The 22,453-nt window shown below is 51.5% G+C and carries 18 protein-coding genes, 1 tRNA gene and 1 other RNA gene; 14 read left to right on the top strand and 6 right to left on the bottom strand.

Annotated elements, in window-relative coordinates:
- Positions 1-12: 12 nt before the first annotated feature.
- The 4 genes from nusA to truB are packed head-to-tail and all read left to right on the top strand — an operon-like array spanning position 13 to position 5,512.
- Positions 13-1,500, top strand: a complete 1,488-nt coding sequence (gene nusA, locus KJS40_RS09720) for a transcription termination factor NusA (protein WP_025041560.1) — start codon at positions 13-15, stop codon at positions 1,498-1,500.
- Between the two features lie 17 nt (positions 1,501-1,517).
- Positions 1,518-4,130: a translation initiation factor IF-2 gene (infB, locus tag KJS40_RS09715; RefSeq protein ID WP_213537357.1), complete on the top strand. Its 2,613-nt coding sequence runs from the start codon at positions 1,518-1,520 to the stop codon at positions 4,128-4,130.
- Positions 4,131-4,153: 23 nt separating this feature from the next.
- Complete coding sequence (gene rbfA / locus KJS40_RS09710; protein ID WP_090456765.1) at positions 4,154-4,534, top strand: 30S ribosome-binding factor RbfA; 381 nt, start codon at positions 4,154-4,156, stop codon at positions 4,532-4,534.
- A gap of 33 nt (positions 4,535-4,567) precedes the next feature.
- Positions 4,568-5,512 (top strand): tRNA pseudouridine(55) synthase TruB, encoded by a 945-nt coding sequence (gene truB / locus KJS40_RS09705; protein WP_213537356.1) that lies wholly within the window; start codon positions 4,568-4,570, stop codon positions 5,510-5,512.
- A 204-nt stretch (positions 5,513-5,716) separates the two neighbouring features.
- Here the strand turns inward: truB and KJS40_RS09700 are convergent, their stop codons facing one another.
- Both KJS40_RS09700 and KJS40_RS09695 read right to left on the bottom strand, forming a co-directional pair.
- Positions 5,717-6,556 (bottom strand): response regulator, encoded by an 840-nt coding sequence (locus KJS40_RS09700; RefSeq protein WP_213537353.1) that lies wholly within the window; start codon positions 6,554-6,556, stop codon positions 5,717-5,719.
- 304 nt (positions 6,557-6,860) lie between these two features.
- A complete protein-coding gene (locus KJS40_RS09695; RefSeq protein WP_213537351.1) occupies positions 6,861-7,799 on the bottom strand; it encodes a diguanylate cyclase in 939 nt (312 codons plus the stop codon).
- Positions 7,800-8,242: 443 nt separating this feature from the next.
- On the opposite strand from KJS40_RS09695, the gene KJS40_RS09690 reads away from it, so the two are divergent.
- The 8 genes from KJS40_RS09690 to rluB all read left to right on the top strand — a co-directional run bounded on the left by KJS40_RS09690 (position 8,243) and on the right by rluB (position 15,435).
- Positions 8,243-8,319 (top strand) — tRNA-Met (locus tag KJS40_RS09690).
- Positions 8,320-9,015: 696 nt separating this feature from the next.
- Positions 9,016-9,624 (top strand): PEP-CTERM sorting domain-containing protein, encoded by a 609-nt coding sequence (locus tag KJS40_RS09685; RefSeq protein ID WP_213537347.1) that lies wholly within the window; start codon positions 9,016-9,018, stop codon positions 9,622-9,624.
- 631 nt (positions 9,625-10,255) lie between these two features.
- Positions 10,256-11,074 (top strand): methane monooxygenase/ammonia monooxygenase subunit C, encoded by an 819-nt coding sequence (locus KJS40_RS09680; protein WP_025041553.1) that lies wholly within the window; start codon positions 10,256-10,258, stop codon positions 11,072-11,074.
- Between the two features lie 342 nt (positions 11,075-11,416).
- An RNA gene (gene ffs / locus KJS40_RS09675) (signal recognition particle sRNA small type) lies at positions 11,417-11,515 on the top strand.
- A 124-nt stretch (positions 11,516-11,639) separates the two neighbouring features.
- Positions 11,640-13,268, top strand: a complete 1,629-nt coding sequence (gene dnaX, locus KJS40_RS09670) for a DNA polymerase III subunit gamma/tau (protein WP_213537345.1) — start codon at positions 11,640-11,642, stop codon at positions 13,266-13,268.
- A 15-nt stretch (positions 13,269-13,283) separates the two neighbouring features.
- Entirely contained in the window at positions 13,284-13,607 is a 324-nt protein-coding gene (locus KJS40_RS09665; protein ID WP_244859779.1) for a YbaB/EbfC family nucleoid-associated protein, read from the top strand.
- Positions 13,608-13,712: 105 nt separating this feature from the next.
- Positions 13,713-14,309 (top strand): recombination mediator RecR, encoded by a 597-nt coding sequence (recR, locus tag KJS40_RS09660; protein ID WP_213537343.1) that lies wholly within the window; start codon positions 13,713-13,715, stop codon positions 14,307-14,309.
- 250 nt (positions 14,310-14,559) lie between these two features.
- Positions 14,560-15,435 carry a 23S rRNA pseudouridine(2605) synthase RluB gene (gene rluB, locus KJS40_RS09655; protein WP_213537340.1) on the top strand — a complete coding sequence of 292 codons (876 nt, stop codon included), beginning with the start codon at positions 14,560-14,562 and terminating at the stop codon, positions 15,433-15,435.
- Positions 15,436-15,649: 214 nt separating this feature from the next.
- On the opposite strand, the gene prmB is transcribed toward rluB, so the two are convergent.
- From prmB to dapC, 4 genes are all read right to left on the bottom strand, one after another.
- A complete protein-coding gene (gene prmB, locus KJS40_RS09650) occupies positions 15,650-16,546 on the bottom strand; it encodes a 50S ribosomal protein L3 N(5)-glutamine methyltransferase (RefSeq protein WP_213537338.1) in 897 nt (298 codons plus the stop codon).
- A 121-nt stretch (positions 16,547-16,667) separates the two neighbouring features.
- Entirely contained in the window at positions 16,668-17,801 is a 1,134-nt protein-coding gene (dapE, locus tag KJS40_RS09645) for a succinyl-diaminopimelate desuccinylase (protein ID WP_213537336.1), read from the bottom strand.
- A 252-nt stretch (positions 17,802-18,053) separates the two neighbouring features.
- Positions 18,054-18,875 carry a 2,3,4,5-tetrahydropyridine-2,6-dicarboxylate N-succinyltransferase gene (gene dapD / locus KJS40_RS09640; protein WP_025041546.1) on the bottom strand — a complete coding sequence of 274 codons (822 nt, stop codon included), beginning with the start codon at positions 18,873-18,875 and terminating at the stop codon, positions 18,054-18,056.
- Between the two features lie 8 nt (positions 18,876-18,883).
- Entirely contained in the window at positions 18,884-20,128 is a 1,245-nt protein-coding gene (gene dapC / locus KJS40_RS09635) for a succinyldiaminopimelate transaminase (RefSeq protein WP_213537334.1), read from the bottom strand.
- A gap of 105 nt (positions 20,129-20,233) precedes the next feature.
- Between dapC and KJS40_RS09630 the strand changes: the two genes are divergently transcribed.
- Entirely contained in the window at positions 20,234-21,118 is an 885-nt protein-coding gene (locus tag KJS40_RS09630; RefSeq protein ID WP_213537332.1) for a DMT family transporter, read from the top strand.
- Between the two features lie 220 nt (positions 21,119-21,338).
- On the top strand, positions 21,339-22,289 hold the full coding sequence (locus KJS40_RS09625; protein ID WP_213537330.1) for a D-2-hydroxyacid dehydrogenase: 951 nt from the start codon (positions 21,339-21,341) through the stop codon (positions 22,287-22,289).
- Positions 22,290-22,453 lie beyond the last annotated feature (164 nt).

Genomic DNA, 22,453 nt, shown 5'->3' with positions numbered 1-22,453 from the left:
GCTGGAGGTAACATGACGCGCGAAGTTTTACTTTTGGTGGATGCGCTGGCGCGCGAAAAGAATGTCGAGAAAGACATTGTTTTTATCGCGCTTGAATTGGCGCTGGCATCCGCTACAAAAAAGCGTTTTCACGAAGACGCTGATGTGCGTGTGTCGATCGATCACCAGACAGGCGATTATCAGTCGTTGCGCCGCTGGCAGGTGGTGGCGGACGATGCTGTGGAAGAGCCTGCCCGTCAAATTCCGTTGAGCGAAGCATTGCAGCGCAATCCTGAAATCGAATTGGATGAATTCATCGAGGAAGTATTGGAGCCGGTGGAGTTTGGGCGTATCGGCGCTCAAGCTGCGAAGCAGGTGATATTCCAGAAAATTCGCGACGCTGAGCGCGAGCAGATTCTGAGCGATTTTCTGGAACGTAAAGAATACATGGTTACCGGGACCATCAAGCGGATGGAACGCGGCAATGCGATCATCGAGTCCGGCAGGGTTGAGGCGGCACTGCCCCGCGATCAGATGATACCAAAGGAAAATCTGCGTGTCGGTGACAGGGTACGCGCCTATTTATACAAGATCGACCGGACCGCCCGCGGTCCGCAGTTGATATTGTCACGGATTGCACCGGAGTTTCTTGTAAAACTGTTCGAACTGGAAGTGCCGGAAATCGAGGAAGGTCTGCTGGAGATCAAGGTTGCAGCGAGGGACCCAGGCTCACGTGCCAAGATTGCGGTCAAATCTCACGATCAGCGCGTTGACCCGATCGGTACCTGCGTAGGTATGCGGGGTTCGAGGGTGCAGGCAGTGACTGGTGAGTTGGCCGGAGAAAGAGTGGATATAATTTTGTGGTCCGACGATCCCGCTACATTCGTGATCAATGCGCTGGCACCCGCCGAAATCAGCAGCATCCTGGTGGATGAGGAAAAGCACAGCATGGACATCGTGGTGGATGAGGATAACCTTGCCCAAGCTATTGGACGTGGAGGCCAGAATGTACGGCTTGCGTCTGAGTTGACGGGTTGGGAGCTCAACATCATGACGATGGAAGAGTCACAGGCAAAAAATGAAGAGGAGTTTTCCGTACTTCGGCATCTCTTCATGGAAAAACTTGATGTGGATGAGGAAGTGGCGGATATTCTCGTACAGGAAGGTTTTACCACGCTGGAAGAAGTGGCTTATGTGCCGCTCAACGAAATGCTGGAAATCGAGGCATTTGACGAGCAAACGGTCAACGAACTCCGCACTCGAGCTCGTAACGCTCTTTTGACGGAGGCGATCTTCAGCGAGGAAAAAGTAGAGAATATAGCAGAAGACCTGCTTTCGCTGGAGGGTATGGACAGTCAGACAGCGCGTGAATTGGCGGCCAAAGGAGTGAATACTCAGGAGGATCTCGCCGATCTGGCTGTGGATGACCTGATTGAAATGGTCGAGATGGATGCTGAACGAGCCAGGCAGTTGATCATGGCGGCGCGCGCGCCGTGGTTCGCCTCGGCAGACAGGGCATAGGTTATTAAAGGTTATCAATGTCTCAAATGAACGTAGAACAATTCGCTAGTGAACTGGGTGTACTTCCTGCAGTGCTGCTGGAGCAACTCCGGGCCGCCGGTATCCGCAAGCATCTGACTGAGGATAGTTTGACCGAAAGCGATAAAACCCAGCTTCTCGACTATTTGCGCAAAATCCACGGTGCCAATGAGGAAAAGGGTAAGATTTCTCTTCCGCGTCGGCAGACTTCCGAGATCAAGAAGTCGGATAGCACCGGCAAAGCCCGGAGTATCCAGGTAGAGGTGCGCAAGAAGCGTGTGTTTGTGAAGGGTGATTTAACGACCGAGACAAAGGCGGCGGAACCCGCTGTCACTTCCGTTCCCGTTACGATTGCGCCGGTTCTCACGCCGGTGGTGGATGCGGCACAGCAGGCCTTGCGGCAAGAGGAAGCGAGAACACAGGCCGAATTGATCGCACGGCAGACTGCGGAACTGAGGGAAAAGAAACAACGGCAAAAGCCGGCGGTTAATATCGAGGAAGTTGAGCCGGCTGCCGCAATCCCGGGCGAACCCGCTGCTACTCCCGAGCCCATACCTGCTGCGCCTGTCGGTACCCCATCGGTGGCGCCTGCGGTTGAGGCGGCCCAGCCTGCTCCAACCGAAGGAACACTGCATAAACCGGTAGTCAAGCCGGAAGAGAAGGCGGCGAAGGCCGAAAAGAAAAAGAAGCAGGCCAAGCAAGTGGTCTGGAAAGACGACAGGGTCGAGAAACGTGGAGGACTCAAGACACGGAGCGATTTATCCAGCGTCAAGGGTTGGCGTACGCGCAGAGATAGACACGGTAAAGCGACCACGGAAGATCAGGGCGCTCACAGCTTTTCCATACCCACCGAACCGATTGTCCATGAGGTAATGGTACCTGAGACCATTTCCGTCGGGGCGCTCGCGCAGAAGATGTCGGTTAAAGCCGCGGAAGTAATCAAGACCCTGATGAAAATGGGGAATATGGTAACTATCAATCAAATGCTGGACCAGGAAACTGCCATGATCGTGGTGGAAGAACTGGGCCATGTCGCCAAATATGCGGCGCTGGATAGCCCTGAAGCCTTTCTGGCGGACACGGAACTACCCGGAGCGGGATCGAAGATGGAGCCGCGTGCGCCGGTAGTTACCGTTATGGGACACGTCGATCACGGCAAGACTTCGCTTCTCGATTACATACGTCGTACACGTGTGGCAAGCGGAGAAGCTGGCGGCATTACTCAGCACATTGGTGCCTATCATGTGGAAACTGAAAGAGGCATGGTCACGTTTCTGGATACGCCCGGCCATGAAGCTTTTACCGCCATGCGCGCTCGCGGCGCAAAAGTTACCGATCTGGTTATATTGGTTGTAGCGGCGGATGACGGCGTAATGCCTCAGACAATCGAGGCGATACACCATGCCAAGGCCGCCAAAGTGCCGATCGTGGTAGGAATAACAAAAGTAGATAAACCCGACGCTAATCCAGAACGTATCAGGCAGGAACTGGTAACGCAGGGAGTCGTCCCGGAAGATTGGGGTGGCGATACGATGTTCGTCGAGGTTTCCGCCAAGACCGGTCAAGGCATCGATTCATTGCTCGAAAGCGTACTGCTCCAGGCTGAAGTGCTGGAACTCGGGGCCGTAACGGACGGACCCGCCAAAGGTATCGTCATTGAGTCGCGCCTGGATAAAGGCCGTGGCCCGGTGGCGACAATACTCGTTCAGTCGGGAACCTTGAAGCGTGGTGATATATTGCTGGCAGGGGCCGTGTTTGGCCGAGTGCGCGCAATGCTCGACGAAAGCGGTCGGCCGGTGGAGCAGGCCGGACCTTCCATTCCGGTGGAAATTCAAGGCTTGTCAGAAGTTCCTGTCGCTGGCGAAACGGTAGTGGTGCTGACGGATGAGCGCAAAGCTCGCGAAATCGCACTTTTCCGCCAAGGCAAATTCCGCGACGTAAAGCTTGCCAGACAACAGGCGGCCAAACTGGAAAATGTATTTGAGCAGAAGGGTGAGGTCAAAGTACTCGCGCTTATCATCAAAGCCGACGTGCAGGGTTCTTACGAAGCGCTGACGCATGCACTGCAAGGGCTTTCCACCGACGAGGTCAGAGTCAATATTATCCACAGCGGTGTGGGAGCGATTACCGAATCCGACATTAATCTTGCGCTCGCTTCCAAAGCCGTTGTGATTGGCTTCAATAGCCGCGCGGATACGGTGGCGCGCAAGCTCATCGCTTCTACCGGAGTGGATGTGCGCTACTACGGTATTATTTACGAGGCTGTGGACGAAATCAGGGCAGCGCTATCAGGCATGATGACCCCCGACCGCAAGGAGAATGTTACGGGCCTGGTAGAGATACGCCAAGTGTTTCGCATCTCTAAAGTGGGCGCGGTGGCGGGTTGCCTGGTGCTGGAGGGCGTCATCAAGCGCGGGTCGCTAACCAGGCTGATACGCAATGGCGAACTCATCCACACAGGCGAGCTTGATTCGCTGAAGCGTTTCAAGGACGACGTGAAAGAGGTGAGAGCGGGTTTTGAATGCGGTTTATCACTGAAGAACTTTAATGACATCCAGGTGGGGGATCAACTGGAAACATACGAAATCGTCGAAGTTGCACGTAGCTTGTAACTGCCGCACCGAATGGGATCATCATGCCTAAAGATTATTCCCGCTCGCTGCGGATAGCCGACCAGATTCAGCGTGAACTCGCCGACCTGATTCGCAACGACCTCAACGATCCCCGTATTGGCATGATCACCTTGACCGGTGTCGAGGTGAGTCAGGATTACGCGCATGCCAAAGTTTTTTACACGACGCTGCGTAGCGAAAGCGACAATTTCCTCACCGGCAAAGGATTGGAAAACGCATCTGGATTTTTACGCAACCATTTGATGCATCGATTGAAGCTTCGAGTAATTCCGCAACTTCATTTCATTTATGACGAGTCGGTCGAGCGCGGTGTGCGTTTATCCCAACTGATAGATGAGGCCGTAGCACAAGAGGCGCCGGCGAACGAACCGGATGATACCTGATCTGTGTCCGATCAGGTATAGATCACCTCCATATTGAACCGTGTTCTAAAACCTGCATGCGTCAAGCGTCACATCAGCGGCGTCCTGCTGCTCGACAAACCAGCCCACATTTCGTCCAATCAAGCGTTGCAGGTAGCTAAACGCATCTTTGCAGCGCGTAAGGCCGGTCACACAGGCACGCTTGACCCGATGGCAACCGGCCTGTTGCCCATTTGCTTCGGGGAGGCTACAAAGTTTTCGTCGGCATTGCTTGGGGCGAACAAGGCCTACGAAGCGACGTTGAGGCTGGGCTATATCAGTACAACCGGCGATGCCGAAGGTGAAATTTCAGTTGCAAGCAAAATAGCACCCGGCGATTTGAAGTTGGCGCCGCAGCAGATCGAGGCAGCGCTGAAAAGATTTACCGGCACGATCATGCAGGTGCCGCCGATGTATAGTGCCCTGAAACATCAAGGGAAACCCATGTATGCTTACGCAAGGGAAGGGTTGGAAATCGAGCGGCAACCACGTGAAGCCATTATTCATGATTTGCATATCGAGGCCATCGAGGGGAATGGTTTACGCATCCTGGTCAAGTGCGGTTCGGGTACTTACATCCGCACGCTGGCTGAAGATATAGGCAAGGCGCTAGGATGCGGTGGGGCATATCTCACCCGCTTGCGCCGAAACATTGTTGATAATTTTGACTTATCGCAAGCTTATACGCTGGATGCGCTTGAAGCTATGCCGCTGCCGCAGCGAGACTGCTGTCTGCTTCCGGTCGATATTCTCATGCGGGACCTGGCGACCGCTACACTGGATGCCGCGGCGGCGGCATCTTTGCTTCAGGGACGGGTGATCTGCGACTATTTCTCGCAGGATTGCTTATCCGAAGGGCAAAAGATTCGATTGTACGATCAGACTAAACGTTTTCTGGGGTTGGGAAAAATAACCGCGGGGGGTGAAATCGCCCCTAGTAGACTTATAGGGAACGTTTGAACAGTTTGGTGGAGGTAGAGCAAAGGGTTTTCGCTGCCTCCTGATCCCGATTATTTCTGTCGGATTACTCATCCAGAAGCGGAGCTTTGGCGGCGTAATTTGACCTGATAGCAGTTGGCTGACTGACATCGGTTGATTACGCTGCTAATTTCACCGATCCAGCTACTGGTAAACCCGGGATTCATTCGGAGATCGGAACAAAGGTTATGAATTTTGTTTTGACCGCATGCTGTCGGTAACATCTTTACCTATTCCGCGATAACCGGTGAAGCGGCCAGACGAGTCGAACATCGGCTCTCCGCTAACCATCAGATATTGTTTGGCGCCATCGGCTTTAGTGCGGCTGTAGACAAAATCGATAAAAGGCCGTCGTGCCGTGATATTTTCCTTGAATGCGGCATACTCGGATTCATTCCAGCGCGTTCCGCTATCTTCCCTATGCTCACCCATCAGTTTATCAACCCCGATCCCGAGCATGTCAAGGACGGGTCCATAAACCTTGGTAAAACGTCCTTTCTCGTCTTGTTCCCAGTACCAGTCAGACGCCAGTTCGGTCAGCCGGCGAAAGCGCGCTTCGCTCTCGCGTAGTTCCGCAGTTCGCTCCGCCACGGTTTGTTCCAGCTTTTTATTATAATCCTCGAGTTGCTTGTATAACAGGCGTACTTCCAACATGTTGTGGATACGTGTCTGGACTTCGACCAGATCGAATGGCTTGCTGACAAAATCTTTCGCACCGGCCTGAAGCGCTCGCAACTTATGACCTGGCTGGGCAGTGATTACGAGTACTGGCAAATAGCCTTTCGGTTCAATTTGCTTCAGGGCTTCCAACACCTGAAAGCCATCCATGCCCGGCATTTGCAGATCGAGAAGAATCAGATCATAACGGTTCTGGCGATAGAGCCCGGATACCTCGCGTGGATTCATTGTCGAGGCAATACAGGTATAACGTGCGTCGCTCAGCATTTGCTCAAGCAGCCGGACATTAGCTTCCTGATCATCGACAATCAGGATTTTAGCGTTAAGAATGTCGGGAGTACTAATCATTTTCTGTTCCCTATTCACTGGCAATTAATCGATTTTTTTCGAATTTGCCTAAGATACTCCATCGTTCTGTAGATGGTAATGGTAAAAGCGACTATTTCTCCGTAACTGACTTTTGCCATCCCCGACCAGAAATGTCGGGCCTATCAGCACGTCTGTCTGGGATAAACACGGAGCGGAACTGGTACCGCGAACTCGATATCCATATTCCGCTATATTCTTTCCTGACGAATTTATATTGTTGACATGGAAATACTTTGCCAAACGCGAATCGAGCTCGTGAGTTTACGCGAAACAGAATTGGCCATCACATATATGCTCGCTCCGAAATTCGATAGGTATTCTTGTTTGCCTGCTTGGCGTCCAGCAGAGCTGCGTCCGCATTTTTCAAAAGCGTATTGACATCTTTGCCATTGAACGGATAAAGACCGATACCCGCACTCGCTGTGACCCAAACATTATTCCCCTGAATACTATAGGGTTGTGACAGCACTTTGATAATTTTTTCTGCTGCCAGTGCTATACCGTTGACGTTACTGACATGCGGCATTGCGATCACAAATTCATCACCACCAAGTCGCGCTACGGTATCTTCCTGGCGTACAGCCGCCACCAGGCGTGCTGCGACCAATTTTAGAAGCAAATCGCCGACGTCGTGACCCAAGGTGTTATTGATCTGCCTGAAACCATCCAGATCCAGATATATAACCGCCATAATGCTGTCGTATCTTTTTGCGTGGATGATTGCCTGAGAGACTCTCTCCACCAGAAGCCGTCTGTTGGAAAGCCCAGTCAAAGGGTCATGCAACGCCATGAATTCCTGTGTTTTAGCATAACTGCGCGACCGCTGATGCAACAAGCGCACTTCCAGCAGATTGTGAACCCGGGCAAGCACCTCGGCCATATCAAACGGTTTACTGACGAAATCTTTTGCCCCGGATTGGAGTGCGCGGAGCTTACAGTCGGGATTAGCGGTAATGACCAGTACAGAGAGGTATCCGTCTGCTTCAATCTCCTTCAAGACTTCCAACACCTGAAATCCGTCCATGCCGGGCATTTTGAGATCAAGCAAAATCAGGTCATAACGATTTTGCCGATGCAATTCATAAACCTTATAGGGATCCATCGTCGAACTGATGGAAGTATAGTTTGCAGTGCTTAACACGCTTTGCAGGAGCTGGATATTTGATTCCTGGTCGTCAACGATCAGGATTTTTGCATTATGAATGTCGGTTTCAGTGATCATATTGCATGAATATTCAATTGGCCGACTATCTTTATAATCTAGCTGATCGATGGCGAGTTTGAGCAATAGCAAATTCTCAGGCCTTAAACGCGCAAATTTTGCTGCTATTTTGCGTCGCTATCTGTGCGCTAACTCTCATAAGAAACGTGAAAACGACTCATTTGGAAAAATATCGGCTTGCAGCGGGTGGGAATTTAGAGAGAAATAGCGCTCAATATAATACTGACGCGGTGCTCCGGGTTGGGCTTGAGGGTTGCTGTAATTCGAACGACCATATTTGGACATTTTTTACCCTTAACGACATATATGCCAAGCTTTAGTAGCTTAATTCAAGAAAACTTTTTCGTAAAACCAGACTATCTCCGGCGGTTCCCAGTCCAAGTTTACGGAGCAATAAGATTTGACCTTGCTATGGGTAGGTTGATATAATTGTATTTCTCTGACGCGGGGTGGAGCAGTCTGGCAGCTCGTCGGGCTCATAACCCGAAGGTCGTAGGTTCAAATCCTGCCCCCGCAACCAAAATCAAAGCGTTTAACCCCAAGCTGGGGCTTTGTGCTGTATGGCTCACATGTGTGGAGCGATGCAGACTTCTCTGCTCAATCACTCATTGAGCAATCGCCAGAAAAGACAAACCGCGCGTATGGCGGAGCGTCGCGCCTTCTCCCAAATTTCGGTTAAACAACCCTTTTCCCGCGTCCCTAAGGAAATCGGCTGAAAGCATCCGGCCGGTTCATATTTCGCCGCTTTTTCGGCCAATAGAAAATTATTGTATTGGCGTTTCTCAAATCTGTCCTCACCCCAGTTCGCTAATTCCCGTGCGGCTTAAGCAGGTATTTTGTGGGTGACTATCGTGGTTTTTCAGGGAAAGGTTCCCATATAGTAATAAAGAACTATGTCTCCAACTTGAGACAGCTTTAATTGTTTTAGATTCAAGTCATCAAACAACGACACAACTAATATGATTTTTTTCAAGTACCTGAGTTAAAAGAAAAAACAACGTGTTGCTTAACAACGACGAAATCCTGAGCTCCGCCTCTACGGCGAATTCTGCTCAAGTCTTTGTATTTATTAACTCTTTTTTAATTGGCATGGTAGATGCTAAAGATGTAATTGACTCCCTTTCAAAATAAAGCAGCTTTGCTGGGGATTCGAATTGCCACGACTTTACATGAGAATACCCGCCATATTAATAGCTTATTATCCCAGGAGAGAAAAATGAATACAATGTCAAAAGCATTCGTAGCCGCTTTGGTTCTTGGAGGTTCCATCTCTACCGCAACCGCAGGCGGTGTGATCACAAATATTACGGCCACCGACACATCCGGGGGAACGTTTGACTCAGGTATTATTGGGGATCATACCTTGGATCTTGCCAAGACCTTCAGCAGTATCAATCCAATCTCATTGACATTCACGGTTGCCCATGAGAATGGTACGGGCGGAAACCCCTACGCCGTGACCGAGGCGGTTACCAATAATACTGGACAGGCGTGGACAGATTTTCATTACAGTATTACCGAACCAAACCGGGGTAATGGCACTGTATTTACCGCCCATGAGCAGTCAACGTTTAGCGACTTTACGCTCGATGGCTCAAGTGGTCCTCGTAACCTTAACTTTACCGGGAATTTAGCGGCCGGCGGTGTGGCCGACGCGACCTTTAATATAAGCCCGTTCGATCCCGGTGCCGGTAACACCTCTACCTTTACTTTGACACAAGTGCCGAGTGTTCCGGAACCGGAGACTTATGCCATGCTGGTAGCAGGGTTGTTGTTGATGGGTGGTATGGTAAAGCGTAGAAACAATAATAAGCTGCAAGGTTAGCCGATTTATATCAGGTAAGTCGCATGGACAAACCCCGCCTGATCGGCGGGGTTTGTTTTTGGTGCCGGTTTTTCGAAGAATATGAGCTATATGGGCAGGAATGCTTTCTTTATAGTTCCAGCTCAACAACTCGCTGGGGCCATTCAAGCCGATTGTTCGTTTATCCCCTTCAGTGCAACTATCGTAATATGCGCAAGACCGCAGTGAAATACCCTCGACGTGACTAGGGGAACTAAACTGTAGAGGCTGAGTCGAACAAGGACTGGTAGATCCTTTGGGAAACAGGAAGTTCTTGATTGTTTGAAACAGGAGTTTGCGAATGCTTACATCATCGTTTGAAATCATTGCTTTACAGAAGAAAGCGGATTATTCGATCGTTATGAGCAGCACGCTGTGAACTATCGAGAATTAAATTTGTCTAATTTGGACTGGTAGTTTAAATATTTTTTTTAAAGGAGCTTGCAATGGTTACGATGGCATCAAGCGAAACCTTGGTCGCTGCGGAAAATACCTTGGAACCATATTGAAATTTATTCAGTCCAAACAAAACTGGTAGTTTTTGTTTTTAATTTGGACTCCCCACGTTTCTGGTCCGGAAATTCTTAATTAACTTACAAAATAGGAGTTGGTAATGTCTACAACTACGCCAGAAAAATTAGTTACACATCAAACGAAGGTGAGCAGTGCTCGCTACGATATGTCTGAGTGGTACGACTCCAAGTATTACAAAATGGGCCTTTTGCCTATACTGGGGATTGCCATTTTCTGGGTCTGGTTCCAACGCACTTATGCCTACTCGCATGGGATGGACTCGATGGAACCGGAGTTCGAGCAAATCTGGATGGGACTATGGCGTTTTCAAATGATGTTGTGGCCGGTCGTAGCGCTTGTTGTCTGGGGTTGGATATGGAAGACGCGTGATAGCGAGGCGCAACTGGCCAGCCTAACGGTGAAACAGGAAATCAAGCGCTATTTTTATTTCCTCATGTGGCTCGGCGTATATCTGTTCGCTGTTTATTTCGGGTCAAGTTTCTTCACCGAGCAAGACGCCTCATGGCATCAGGTGATCATTCGCGATACGAGCTTCACGCCCAGCCATATCCCGCTTTTTTATGGTTCATTTCCGATGTACATCATCATGGGGATAGCGACTTACCTGTACGCAAATACGCGGTTGCCTCTCTACAACAAGGGAACTTCGTTTCCTTTGGTAATGGCTATCAGCGGACCGGTGATGAGTCTGCCGAACGTGGGTCTTAACGAGTGGGGTCATGCCTTCTGGTTCATGGAAGAACTCTTCAGCGCGCCGTTGCATTGGGGTTTCGTAGTCTTGGCATGGGCAGCGCTGTTTGCTGGTGGCCTTGCTGTGCAGATCATCGCACGCTTCTCCAACCTTCTGGATGTGCAATGGAATAGTCAAAGCAGATCCATTCTGGATAACGTTGTCTAAATCTGTACCGTAGCTTTACCGCTCCGCCCTCTGCGTTTCGTAGAGGGCGGAGTTCGTTGCGCCGTATGGCCCGCCGATGCTGTGCTGTCAGTCTCATCAAATTCATCCTAGGGCCGCGTCCTGACTGTATATTCTAACCATGCAATGGTGGGAAAATTTTTCCGGTCTGTTTTGTCAGACTCGTCAGCATACGTAGAATATTTGTCTCAATATTAATTCCCATCGGAACGCGAGCTTGATTGGTTATTGTGCCGGTAGACGCCAGACGTAACTCAGTGCACAATAGTACAATTGATGGATAGCGTAGCGTTGTGAATCCTCACTATTGAATTCCAGCTTTATGGCGGGCCTCCCCGCATTGCATAGTAGTGAATCTGGTCAGGTCCGGAAGGAAGCAGCCACAGCTATTTTCTGCAAGTGCCGGGGGTTAGGCTCGCCACCCTTTTTTGTTTGCACAGGTGGAGGGAACGAGCGTCGAGCCGATCTCCTTCACCGTGCTGTAAACAGAAAAGTCCAAAATTCTTTCCGCTCTATAACCCAGCCTAAATAGTCATCTCTCGATATCATGTCCCAGACTCAGGTTCTTGCCCGCAAATGGCGACCGAAGAACTTTTCCGAGCTGACCGGGCAGGAGCACGTGGTCAGGGCGCTTACCAACGCGCTTGAGCAAAAACGCTTGCATCATGCCTATCTGTTTACAGGAACCCGAGGTATCGGCAAGACTACTATCGCACGTATTTTAGCCAAGGCGCTCAACTGCCAGACAGGCGTCTCGTCGATGCCTTGCGGCGTATGTTCCGCCTGCACCGAGATTGATGGCGGGCGCTTCATCGATCTGATTGAAATGGATGCGGCCTCCAATACGCAAGTCGAAAAGATGCGCGAACTGCTGGAGAACGCACTTTACGCCCCTACGGTGGCTCGCTACAAGGTTTACATTATTGACGAAGTACACATGCTCTCCAAATCGGCTTTCAATGCCATGCTGAAGACGCTGGAAGAACCGCCGGAGCACGTCAAGTTCATACTCGCCACTACCGACCCCCAGAAGATTCCTGTAACGGTTCTGTCTCGTTGCCTGCAATTCAACCTGAAGCAGATTCCGCTGCCGCTGATTGCTGTGCATCTCAAGCATGTGCTTGAGCAGGAGCATATAAGCTGCGATGAAACGTCGTTACAATTGCTTGCGCGTTCGGCGCAGGGCAGCATGCGTGACGCCTTGAGCATACTGGATCAGGCGATTGCTTTTGGCGAGGGGAAGATCGAAGAAGCCGGAGTGCGCGATATGCTCGGCGCTATTGACCAGCGCTATCTTTATGACTTGCTGGATGCTTTGTCGCAAAAAGACGGGGCGAAGATGCTGGCGATAGCCGATGCGATGGAAACCCGCAGCCTGTCGCTTGACACCGCGCTGCAGGATATGGCAACGCTGCTGCATCGTCTTGCGCTGGCGCAAATCGTGCCGTCGGCTATCGGCGAGGATGCACCGGAGCGCGAACAAATTTTCGCGCTGGCCAAAGTCTTTTTGCCGGAAGATATTCAGTTGTTTTATCAAATTGCCATAAATGGCCGTGACGACCTGAGCCGGGCACCGGATGAGTACGCCGGCTTCACCATGACGCTGATGCGAATGCTGGCTTTCATACCCGACGATATGACAACGGCTTCAGTGGGAGGCCAGGAAAAAACTGCAGCCAAAGCTGAGGTAAAAGCCCCAAGTAGCGGCACCGGTGCGGAAACTAAACGCCCATTGCCGTTAATTACCGTCGAAACAGCGGTTATCAAGCCGGATCTTGATATAAGCTCAAGCGCATTCAGCGATGGCTGGAGAGTGATGGTAAATCAGTTAAAGCTGAGCGGTTTGGCCAAAATGCTGGCCCAGCACTGCGAAGTGAAGAATGTTTCGCCGAACGAAATCGAATTCTGCGTGCTCGAAACGCATAAACACCTGCTTGATAAGGCTTACCAGGAAAGGATGCAAACTGCTCTGAGGGAGCATTTGGAAAAGCCGGTCCGGCTGAAGTTTTCCATAGGAACGATCACCGGCTTGACACCCGCGGAACTTGGTAATCGTGAAAAGCAGGAGAAGCAATCGCAAGCCGTTGCAGCTATCGAGTCCGACCCGTTTGTACGGGAACTGGTGGAGCATTTCGATGCAAAACTGATCGTTTCTTCGATCAAACCTATTCAATAGCGGAGGTAAAAAATGATGAAAGGCGGCTTGGGCAATCTGATGAAACAGGCTCAGCAGATGCAGGAGAACATGAAAAACATGCAGGAAAAATTGGCTTCGATAGAAGTCGAAGGCCAATCCGGCGCGGGCATGGTCAAGGTAGTAATGACCTGTCGTTATGATGTGAAGCGGGTCAGCATCGACAGCAGCCTCATCGGTGACGATAAGGATATGCTGGAAGACCTGATTGCTGCTGCGGTAAACGATGCTGTGCGACGAGTGGAATCCACCACTCAGGAAAAAATGGCTGGTTTCACCTCCGGACTGCCGCTGCCGCCGGGGATGAAGCTACCATTTTAGCTTTATACCGAAAATACGTGACTGTGACTAACGGATTGATTCGTTATGTCGGCGCACTTCCATAGCTCTATGTTCGTTTTCGGAGTTTTTTATCATTTCTCCTAAGTGAAAACGCCAACCAGCCTAGAGGACCTGATCGACGCCTTGCGCTGTCTTCCCGGGGTAGGCCCCCGGTCAGCACAGCGTATGGCTTATCATCTGTTGCAACGCGATCATGAGGGTGCGCGGCGCCTCGCCGGTTCGCTCGATTATGCGTTGCAACATATCAGGCATTGTGAGAAATGCAATAACTTCACAGAAGAAGTGATATGCGAATTATGCCGTTCTCAGCGGCGCGAGGCCGCATTGCTATGTGTGGTCGAAATGCCTGCCGATCTGCTGATGATGGAGCAAGCGCACTGTTACAAAGGCCTGTATTTTGTACTGATGGGAAGGCTTTCGCCATTGGATGGCATCGGCCCCAAGGAGATTCATCTTGATCGTCTACTGAAGCGGACTCAGGATGGCGTAGTGCGGGAAGTTGTGCTCGCCACCAATTTCACGGTCGAAGGGGAGGCGACTGCTCATTATATTAGCGAGCTGCTGCATAACAAAGATCTGAAGGTCACACGCATTGCACGCGGGTTGCCGGTTGGCGGCGAGCTGGAACACGTGGATAGCGGTACGCTGGCGCAAGCAGTGATTGAGCGTAGAGAGATCTAGTTCCGGCAAGAAAACATCCAGGATTGTTATGTCAGGTTTGACCTGGAGTCCTGGTTCAAGCAGGTAGGGTGCATTACCTGTTAATGGTTGTGCCGCAATGCTGTTTTCACCGATCTGCCCCGCTGACGTCAGCATAATCGTAAGGCTATAAAGTGAAGTGAAGTAATAGGAATGACGCCCTCTTCCCCAATGGCATCCAAGTGCCGAAGTGTAAGTCGTGATAGACCACAAACAGAAAGTTGAGACCAAGATGACAGCCAGGTTGCCGAAGCCGCCAAAATCGTCCAGGCCGTCGAGATCGCCGGCGCACAGCCCGCTCAGGCCGGCAAAGAAAAAAATAGCTGCGACGGTAGCGGGGGTTGAACCGATTTCTGCCTCGGCACCGCCCATCACGCAAAAACTGCATAAGTTGCTGGCGCAGGCAGGGTTGGGATCAAGGCGTGAAATGGAGGAGTTGATCGCTGCCGGGCAGACCACCATCAATGGAAAGGTCGCAACTATCGGCGACCGCGCGGGACCTGAGGATATTGTTCGGGTGGGCAAGCGCGTGATTCATCTCAAGTCCCCTGAACGGTTGCCCCGAGTCATGCTTTATCACAAGCCGGAAGGGGAGATAGTCAGTCGCGACGATCCACAAGGCCGTCCATCAGTCTTCGAAAAACTGCCGCAAATGCGGTCTTCCAAATGGATAGCCATTGGTAGGCTGGATTACAACACCAGCGGGCTGCTGATCTTTACGACAGATGGTGAATTGGCTAATCGTTTGATGCATCCGCGCTTTGAAGTCGAGCGCGAGTATGCGGTGCGGATCATGGGGCGCCTGACGCCTGAAGTAACGGAACTGCTGACCACTGGCGTTGAGCTGGAAGATGGTCTGGCAAAATTCGAACATTTGTCGGATCAAGGCGGAGAGGGTTCCAACCACTGGTATCGCGTGATATTGAAGGAAGGCAGGAATCGCGAAGTGCGCCGTATGTTCGAGAAAGTGGGGATCACAGTGAGCCGCCTGATGCGCGTACGTTTTGGTCCAATTAACCTGCCGCCGCGTCTGAAGCGAGGAAAATGGATCGAGCTGGATGAAGTGGAAATAAAGCGTCTGCTGGAGCTGGTGGCTATCAGCCAATAAGAAGATGCCACCTCATTATTTGAGGGCGCATCTGGAATCCGCTACCAATGTCGTAACATTGGAAATATAGGAAATGTGGGGATACGTGATTACCCCAACCGCATTCGCTGTGGATGCAAACCACCGTTTTCCAGGCATACAATCCGAAGGCATACACGTCGATGAATATGACCTTCGATTGCCAGCTACAGCCAGCCGCTGCAATCTGAGGTGATTATTCAGGAAGCTGGTCGCGCCTCAGAAGAAAAACAAACTCATCCCCGGCGCTGGTTTCAAGCCAGGTGAAAGGCGTCAGAGGAAAGGCCTGTTCCAGCGCTTGACGATTATGCCCGATCTCGACAATCAGAATTCCCCGGTCTGTCAGGTAATCGGACGCCTGGAGCAATATTGCCCGGGTTGCTTCCAGACCATCTTCGCCGCTCGCCAGTGCGCTGCGCGGTTCATGGCGATATTCTTCGGGAAGAGTTGCCATTGATTTCGCGCTGACATAAGGCGGATTGCTGATGATGAGATCGTAACGGCGTCCTGCCAATGCAGCAAATAAATCAGACCGGACAAGACTGATTCTATGTTCCAGGTCGTAATCCGATACGTTCTTTTGGGCAACTTGCAACGCCTCATGTGAAATGTCCGCAGCATCTATCGCGGCGTTTTCGAAAGCGTGGGCAAGCAGCACGGCAAGGCATCCCGATCCGGTACAAAGATCAAGCGCGGAATGGATGTTGCCCGGTTCTTCTATCCACGGTGCAAGTTGCTCTTGCAGCAATTCGGCAATGAAGGAGCGCGGCACGATCGCACGTTCATCCACATAAAAACTGAAATCGCCTAGCCAGGCTTCGTTAGTGAGATAAGCAGCCGGGATTTTTTCGGTTGCGCGACGCCTGACTATGTCCAATACCTGATCCAGCTCGACTGTGGTGAGGCGAGCATCCAGAAATGGTTCCAGTTGATCGAGCGGCAGGTGCAGAGTGTGCAAAACCAGATACACCGCCTCGTCATATGCCGAGGCTGAGCCATGGCCGAAGAAAAGACTGGCGTCGTTAAAGCGGCTTACCGCGAAGCGCAGCAGGTCGCGGACGGTTTGAAGTTGGGTTTTTGCTTCACGGTACATAAATTTTATTTGATGTGATGAACGTTATCGGCTGCTACTGGCTCAGCCCATCTTATCCATTCTTGACGGGTTTTGCGACGCCCCGTCCATCCGCCGGAAGCTTGCGGTTCAGGTAGAGGAATTATTTAAGCAACAAATTCTCAAGCGTCAGCCGATAAATTTGCGGCAGCTGTTTCAGGTCCTCTACTTCCACATATTCGTTGAGTTTGTGAATGGTGGCGTTACGCGGTCCTATCTCCACTACTTCCGAGCAGATGTCCGCGATGAAACGCCCGTCGGAGGTTCCACCGGAAGTGGAGAGCTGCGGCTCGATTCGTGTCAGGGTTCTGATAGCGCGGCTCACTGCTTCCACGAGGTCGCCCCTGGGGGTGAGGTAGGGCTTGCCGGAGAGCTCCCATACCAAATGATAATCGAGATTTTGCCGGTTCAGGATTTCATGCACCCTGGCTTTTAGCGATTCGACCGTACTGGCGGTCGAGAAGCGGAAATTGAACAACAGGGTGACTTCGCCGGGAATGACGTTGGTAGCACCCGTACCGCCATTCATGTTGGAAATCTGCCAGGTAGTGGGCGGGAAATATTCGTTGCCTTCGTCCCATTGGGTCTGTGCCAGTTCCGCAATTGCGGGGGCGGCAAGGTGTATCGGATTTTTTGCCAGATGAGGATAAGCAATATGGCCTTGTATGCCTCTCACTGTCAATGTCCCGGATAGAGAACCGCGTCTGCCATTTTTGATGGTATCACCCAGTTTGTCCACGCAGGTGGGTTCGCCGACAATACAGTAATCGATCAGCTCATTACGGGCTTTGAGAGCCTCCACCACCCTGACGGTGCCGTCGGTTGCGACCCCTTCTTCGTCCGAGGTGATAAGCAATGCAATAGAACCGCCATGATTCGGGTGTTCGGCAACAAAAGCCTCAATTGCGGTAACGAATGCCGCGAGTGATCCTTTCATGTCGGCCGCACCTCGACCGTAAAGCTTGTCATCCCGGATTTCAGGTTTGAAAGGGTCGCTTTCCCATTTGTCGAGCGGGCCAGTCGGCACCACATCAGTGTGTCCGGCGAAACACAATAGCGGAGAGCCGGTTCCGCGCCGTGCCCACAAATTGTCCACTTCGCCGCAACGTATTCTTTCAATGTTGAAGCCGATCGGTTCCAGGCGGCTGATCAGGATTTCCTGGCAACCATTATCGAGTGGCGTCAGAGAACGGCGGGCGATTAGCGCCTTTGCGAGCGCGATTGTGTCATTGTGCATGGGATATTTCCTGAATAGAAACTGGCTTATGGATGCGCCGGAAATTGAGTATTACCTACTGATGTTTACTGTTGATCGAGGCAAGCGATATGAGCGCATACAGGTGGAAGCCGGTTTCCAGTAACATGCAAAGCCGTTATCGCTGATTCAGGCCGGTTTCCTGTTCAAACCGAACGATGAAATTCATAATTTATTCACCGATAAGTAACATGCGTGGATTGCGCAATCGGCGTGGTGAATAATTTTTCCGACCTATATTCCGCGCAGAAGCTCATTGATACCCGTTTTTGCGCGGGTTTTCGCATCTACCTGTTTAACGATGACCGCGCAATAAAGGCTGTATTTCCCATCTGCGGAGGGAAGATTACCCGAAACAACCACCGATCCCGGTGGAACACGGCCATAGCTTATCTCGCCGCTTTCCCGATTATAGATCTTGGTGCTCTGGCCTATGTATACACCCATGGAAATGACGGAATTTTCTCCAACAATCACGCCTTCGACGATTTCCGAGCGTGCACCGATAAAGCAATTATCCTCGATGATAGTCGGGTTGGCCTGCACCGGCTCAAGTACGCCGCCTATCCCCACGCCGCCGGACAGATGTACATTCTTGCCGATCTGAGCACAGGACCCAACCGTGGCCCAGGTATCGACCATCGCGCCTTCATCGACGTAAGCGCCAATATTGACATACGAAGGCATTAACACGACGTTACCGGCAATAAACGAGCCTTTTCTTACTGTCGCAGGAGGCACCACGCGGAACCCTCCATTACGGAAGTCCTTTGAACTGTAATCCGCGAACTTGGAGGGCACTTTATCGAAATAGTTGGAGAAACCACCCTTGATGAAGCTATTGTCTTCTATGCGAAAAGAGAGCAGCACCGCTTTTTTGATCCATTGATGCGTATTCCATTCGCCATTTATTTTCTCCGCCACCCGCAGTTTACCGCTGTCGAGCATTTCAAGTACCTGGGCAACGGATTCCTTGAGTTTGGCTTCGACATTACGTGGTGTAATCTCGGCGCGGCGTTCGAATGCTTCTTCAATGGTACTTTGGAGCTGATCCATGATTTTCCTTAATCTACTTTAGATATTTTTATCGATTGAAATTTTCCGCCCCGCTCGCGCTGCAAGTCAGCTACCAGCATTTTTATGCGTCCAGTTGCTGCAACGCATTCTTCCAATGGGGCAACAAGAGCGATACGAATGAAATTTTCGCCCGGGTTGACCCCATGCGCGTATCGTCCCAGATAGCTGCCGGGTAAAACCGTTACATTATAATCGCCATAAAGCCGCCGGGCGAACTCGACATCGCTGCACGGTGTTTTCACCCATAAATAAAATGCGGCATCCGGCATGGACACCTGCAGCGTTCCCCGCAGCGATTCGATAACCGCATCGAATTTTTCCCGGTACAGGCGGCGGTTCTCGATAACATGAAACTCGTCGCTCCAGGCGGCCTCGCTCGCTGCCTGCACCGCCGGATTCATTGCACTGCCGTGGTAGGTACGATAGAGCAAAAATTTTGCCAGTAACGCAGTATCTCCCGCTACGAAACCTGAGCGCATACCCGGTACATTGGACCTTTTCGACAGACTGCTGAATATAGCCAACCTGGGGAAGCCGGTGCGGCCAAGACGGTGGGCAGCCTCGAGCGCGCCAAGCGGTGGAGAAGCTTCATCGAAATAGATTTCGGAATAACACTCATCCGACGCAATAACGAAGCCATAGCGATCGGAAAGTTCGAATAGGTGCTCCCACTCATCCATCGACATTACCCTGCCCGTAGGGTTGCCAGGGGAGCAGACATATACAAGTTGCGTGCGCGACCAGATATCGCCCGACAATTGCGCATAGTCGAGTGCAAAATTATTTTCCGGCAACGTATTTAGGAAATATGGGGTTGCACCCGCCAGCAAAGCTGCGCCTTCGTATATCTGATAAAAAGGATTCGGACAAACTACAATGGCTTCCGGCAGCGATGGGTTGATTACCGCCTGGGCAAAAGAAAACAGCGCTTCGCGGCTCCCGTTAACCGGAATGACCTGTGTGTCGGGATCGACGGCAGGCACGTGATAACGCTTTATCAGCCAGGCGGCTATGCATGCTCGCAGCGATCGGGTGCCCAGGGTGGTGGGGTAGAAAGCCATCCCCGCGAGATTCTCCGCCAGCGCCTGGCGAATAAAATCCGGTGTGGTATGTTTGGGCTCGCCTATGTGCAGGCTGATGGGAGAAAGAGCCGTGTTTCGCTTGATTCCTTCAAACAGCTTGTTGAGCTTCTGGAAGGGATAAGGTTGCAGACGATCGAGGTTAGGATTCAATTTGATAGGCTGGGGCAGGCTCTGAACAACAATCTGCTACCTCTATGGTTAAGTCTATTGATCGAAGCAGGATTATAAAGGGCAGGCGTCTCGCGACCAACCAAAATGAACAAAACAAAACAAAATGATTTTCCCGTGGCGGCACTGCTCATAGGAGCAAGTATCTGGGGCTTGCTGTGGTATCCCTACCGACTGCTGGAACAAGCCCGGATAAGCGGAGCCATCGCGACCTCTATTACTTACGCAATTGCCTTACTGCTGGGGCTGGTTATATTTCGGAAAAGTTTGCACAGATCGCAAGTGCTCGGCGGCGAGCCGCATTTATTGTTCTGGATTGGCCTGTTTGCAGGCTGGACCAATCTCGCATATGTACTCGGCGTCATTCACGGCGAAGTCATGCGTGTCCTGCTTTTATTCTATCTCGCGCCGTTATGGACCATCGTGTTCTCACGTGTTCTGCTGAATGAAATGTTGAGTTTGCACGGCTATCTGGTTATCGCTTTTTCTTTGGCAGGTGCGATAGTCATGTTATGGCAGCCGGAAAATGGCTTCTCGTTGCCTTCCTCTTATGGTGACTGGATGGGATTATCGGCCGGCTTCATGTTTGCACTCTCGAATGTGCTGAGCCGCAAAGACCAATACCACAGTGTTCAGGTAAAATCGGTGGCGGTGTGGAGCGGCGTCGCGCTGGTAGCATTCGGTTACAGCCTGTTTCTGGTCGACCTGCCCGTAATGAGCGACATTTTCACAGATACGTATCTGCTCCTGTTGGGCGTCGGATTGGTCGTGTTCGCCCTGAGTTTGGTTGTGCAATACGGCCTGGCACATACGCCCGCGAATCAGGCCATCGTAATCATGCTGTTCGAATTGGTGGTGGCGGCGATTGCGGCCTATTTCCTGACTGATGAGGCGATGACGCCCAGGGAATGGATCGGCGGGCTAATGATTATTTCGGCAAGTCTGTTTTCTGCCTCGATGAATCGGGAGTAACATGGCCAATCGGCGTGCCGACTACCGACGGCGATGATAGTCTCCATCTCGTCTGGTTCGGCAAAACAAAGTTCTTCTGTATCGCTATGCCACCGTGGGCGGGCCATGGTTTTCGTTCCGCGCCCGGTGTTCAATCAGATTTGCCGGTTCAGTTGTCGTCTGAGCGCATACACCGGAATTATCTGGATTCTCCAGGTTGCATAAAGGCAGAAAAATACACATGAGCCATCACATCGTCTTTCCGGAGCGGGATTCACTCAAGGTGAAGGTGCGCCGGCCGAATTTTGAGCATACTTACGAGGAATACGCGCAAACGACTTCTGATCAGATCGTGCCGCACCTGCAGCGTGCGACTGTGGCCATCATCAACAAATTGGGATTGAGCGACGGGATCCTCGCGGAATTGCCGAGGCTGAAAATGATAGCGATTGCCGCAACGGGATATGATGCCATCGATATTGCAGCCTGCCGCAAGCGTGGCATCGCGGTGGCGAATATCCGTAATTATGCGATTCATACCGTACCTGAACACGTGTTCGCGATGGTGCTCGCGTTGCGTCGCAACTTACTGGCGTACCGGCAGGAGATTGAGCAGGGGGCGTGGCAGAAATCGGAACAGTTCTGTCTGTTTACGCATAATATAAGCGAATTGTTCGGCTCGACCATGGGCATTATCGGAGAAGGCGCTATCGGGCGCGGCACCGCCGCAATCGCGCGCGGGTTCGGCATGCGCGTTCTGTTTGGGTACCATCCGTCCACCAAGAAAAAAGATGTGCTGCTCACCCCTTTCGATCAGGTACTCGCCGAGTCGGACATACTCTCGTTGCATTGCCCCTTGTCGCCGGCTACGCGCAACATGATCGGCATTAATGAGTTGCGCAAGATGAAGCGCAGCGCGTTGCTGATCAACACCGCGCGGGGAGGGCTTGTCGATGAGGCGGCGCTGGTTCAGGCCCTGGAAGAAGGCGTTATTGCAGGCGCTGGCTTCGACGTACTCACCGTCGAGCCACCCAGCGAGGGCAATCTATTGCTCGACCTGCGCCGTCCCAATTTCATTCTTACGCCACATATCGCCTGGGCCTCAGCCGAGGCAATGCACTTTCTCGCCGATCAGTTGATCGACAATATCGAAGCCTGGGTGGCCGGAAAGCCGCAGAATCTGGTTACCTGAGTAAAGAGGTTGATCAAGCAGAATTCTGTACGCATAGAATATATTTTGCCTTCTCGGCTTATCACTTTTTATTTATCACCATCTCCACCTGGTTTAAAGTGAATTCAGGCTATTTCTTCGTATTGTTCAGTGCGATTAACCACGTTAGGCGCAACTGAGTGCAC

Origin of the sequence: Nitrosospira sp. NRS527 (assembly GCF_018406445.1) — a bacterium.
Lineage (GTDB): Bacteria > Pseudomonadota > Gammaproteobacteria > Burkholderiales > Nitrosomonadaceae > Nitrosospira > Nitrosospira briensis.
Note: the sequence above shows the minus strand (reverse complement) of the source record. Positions and strands in the feature narration are given on the sequence as shown.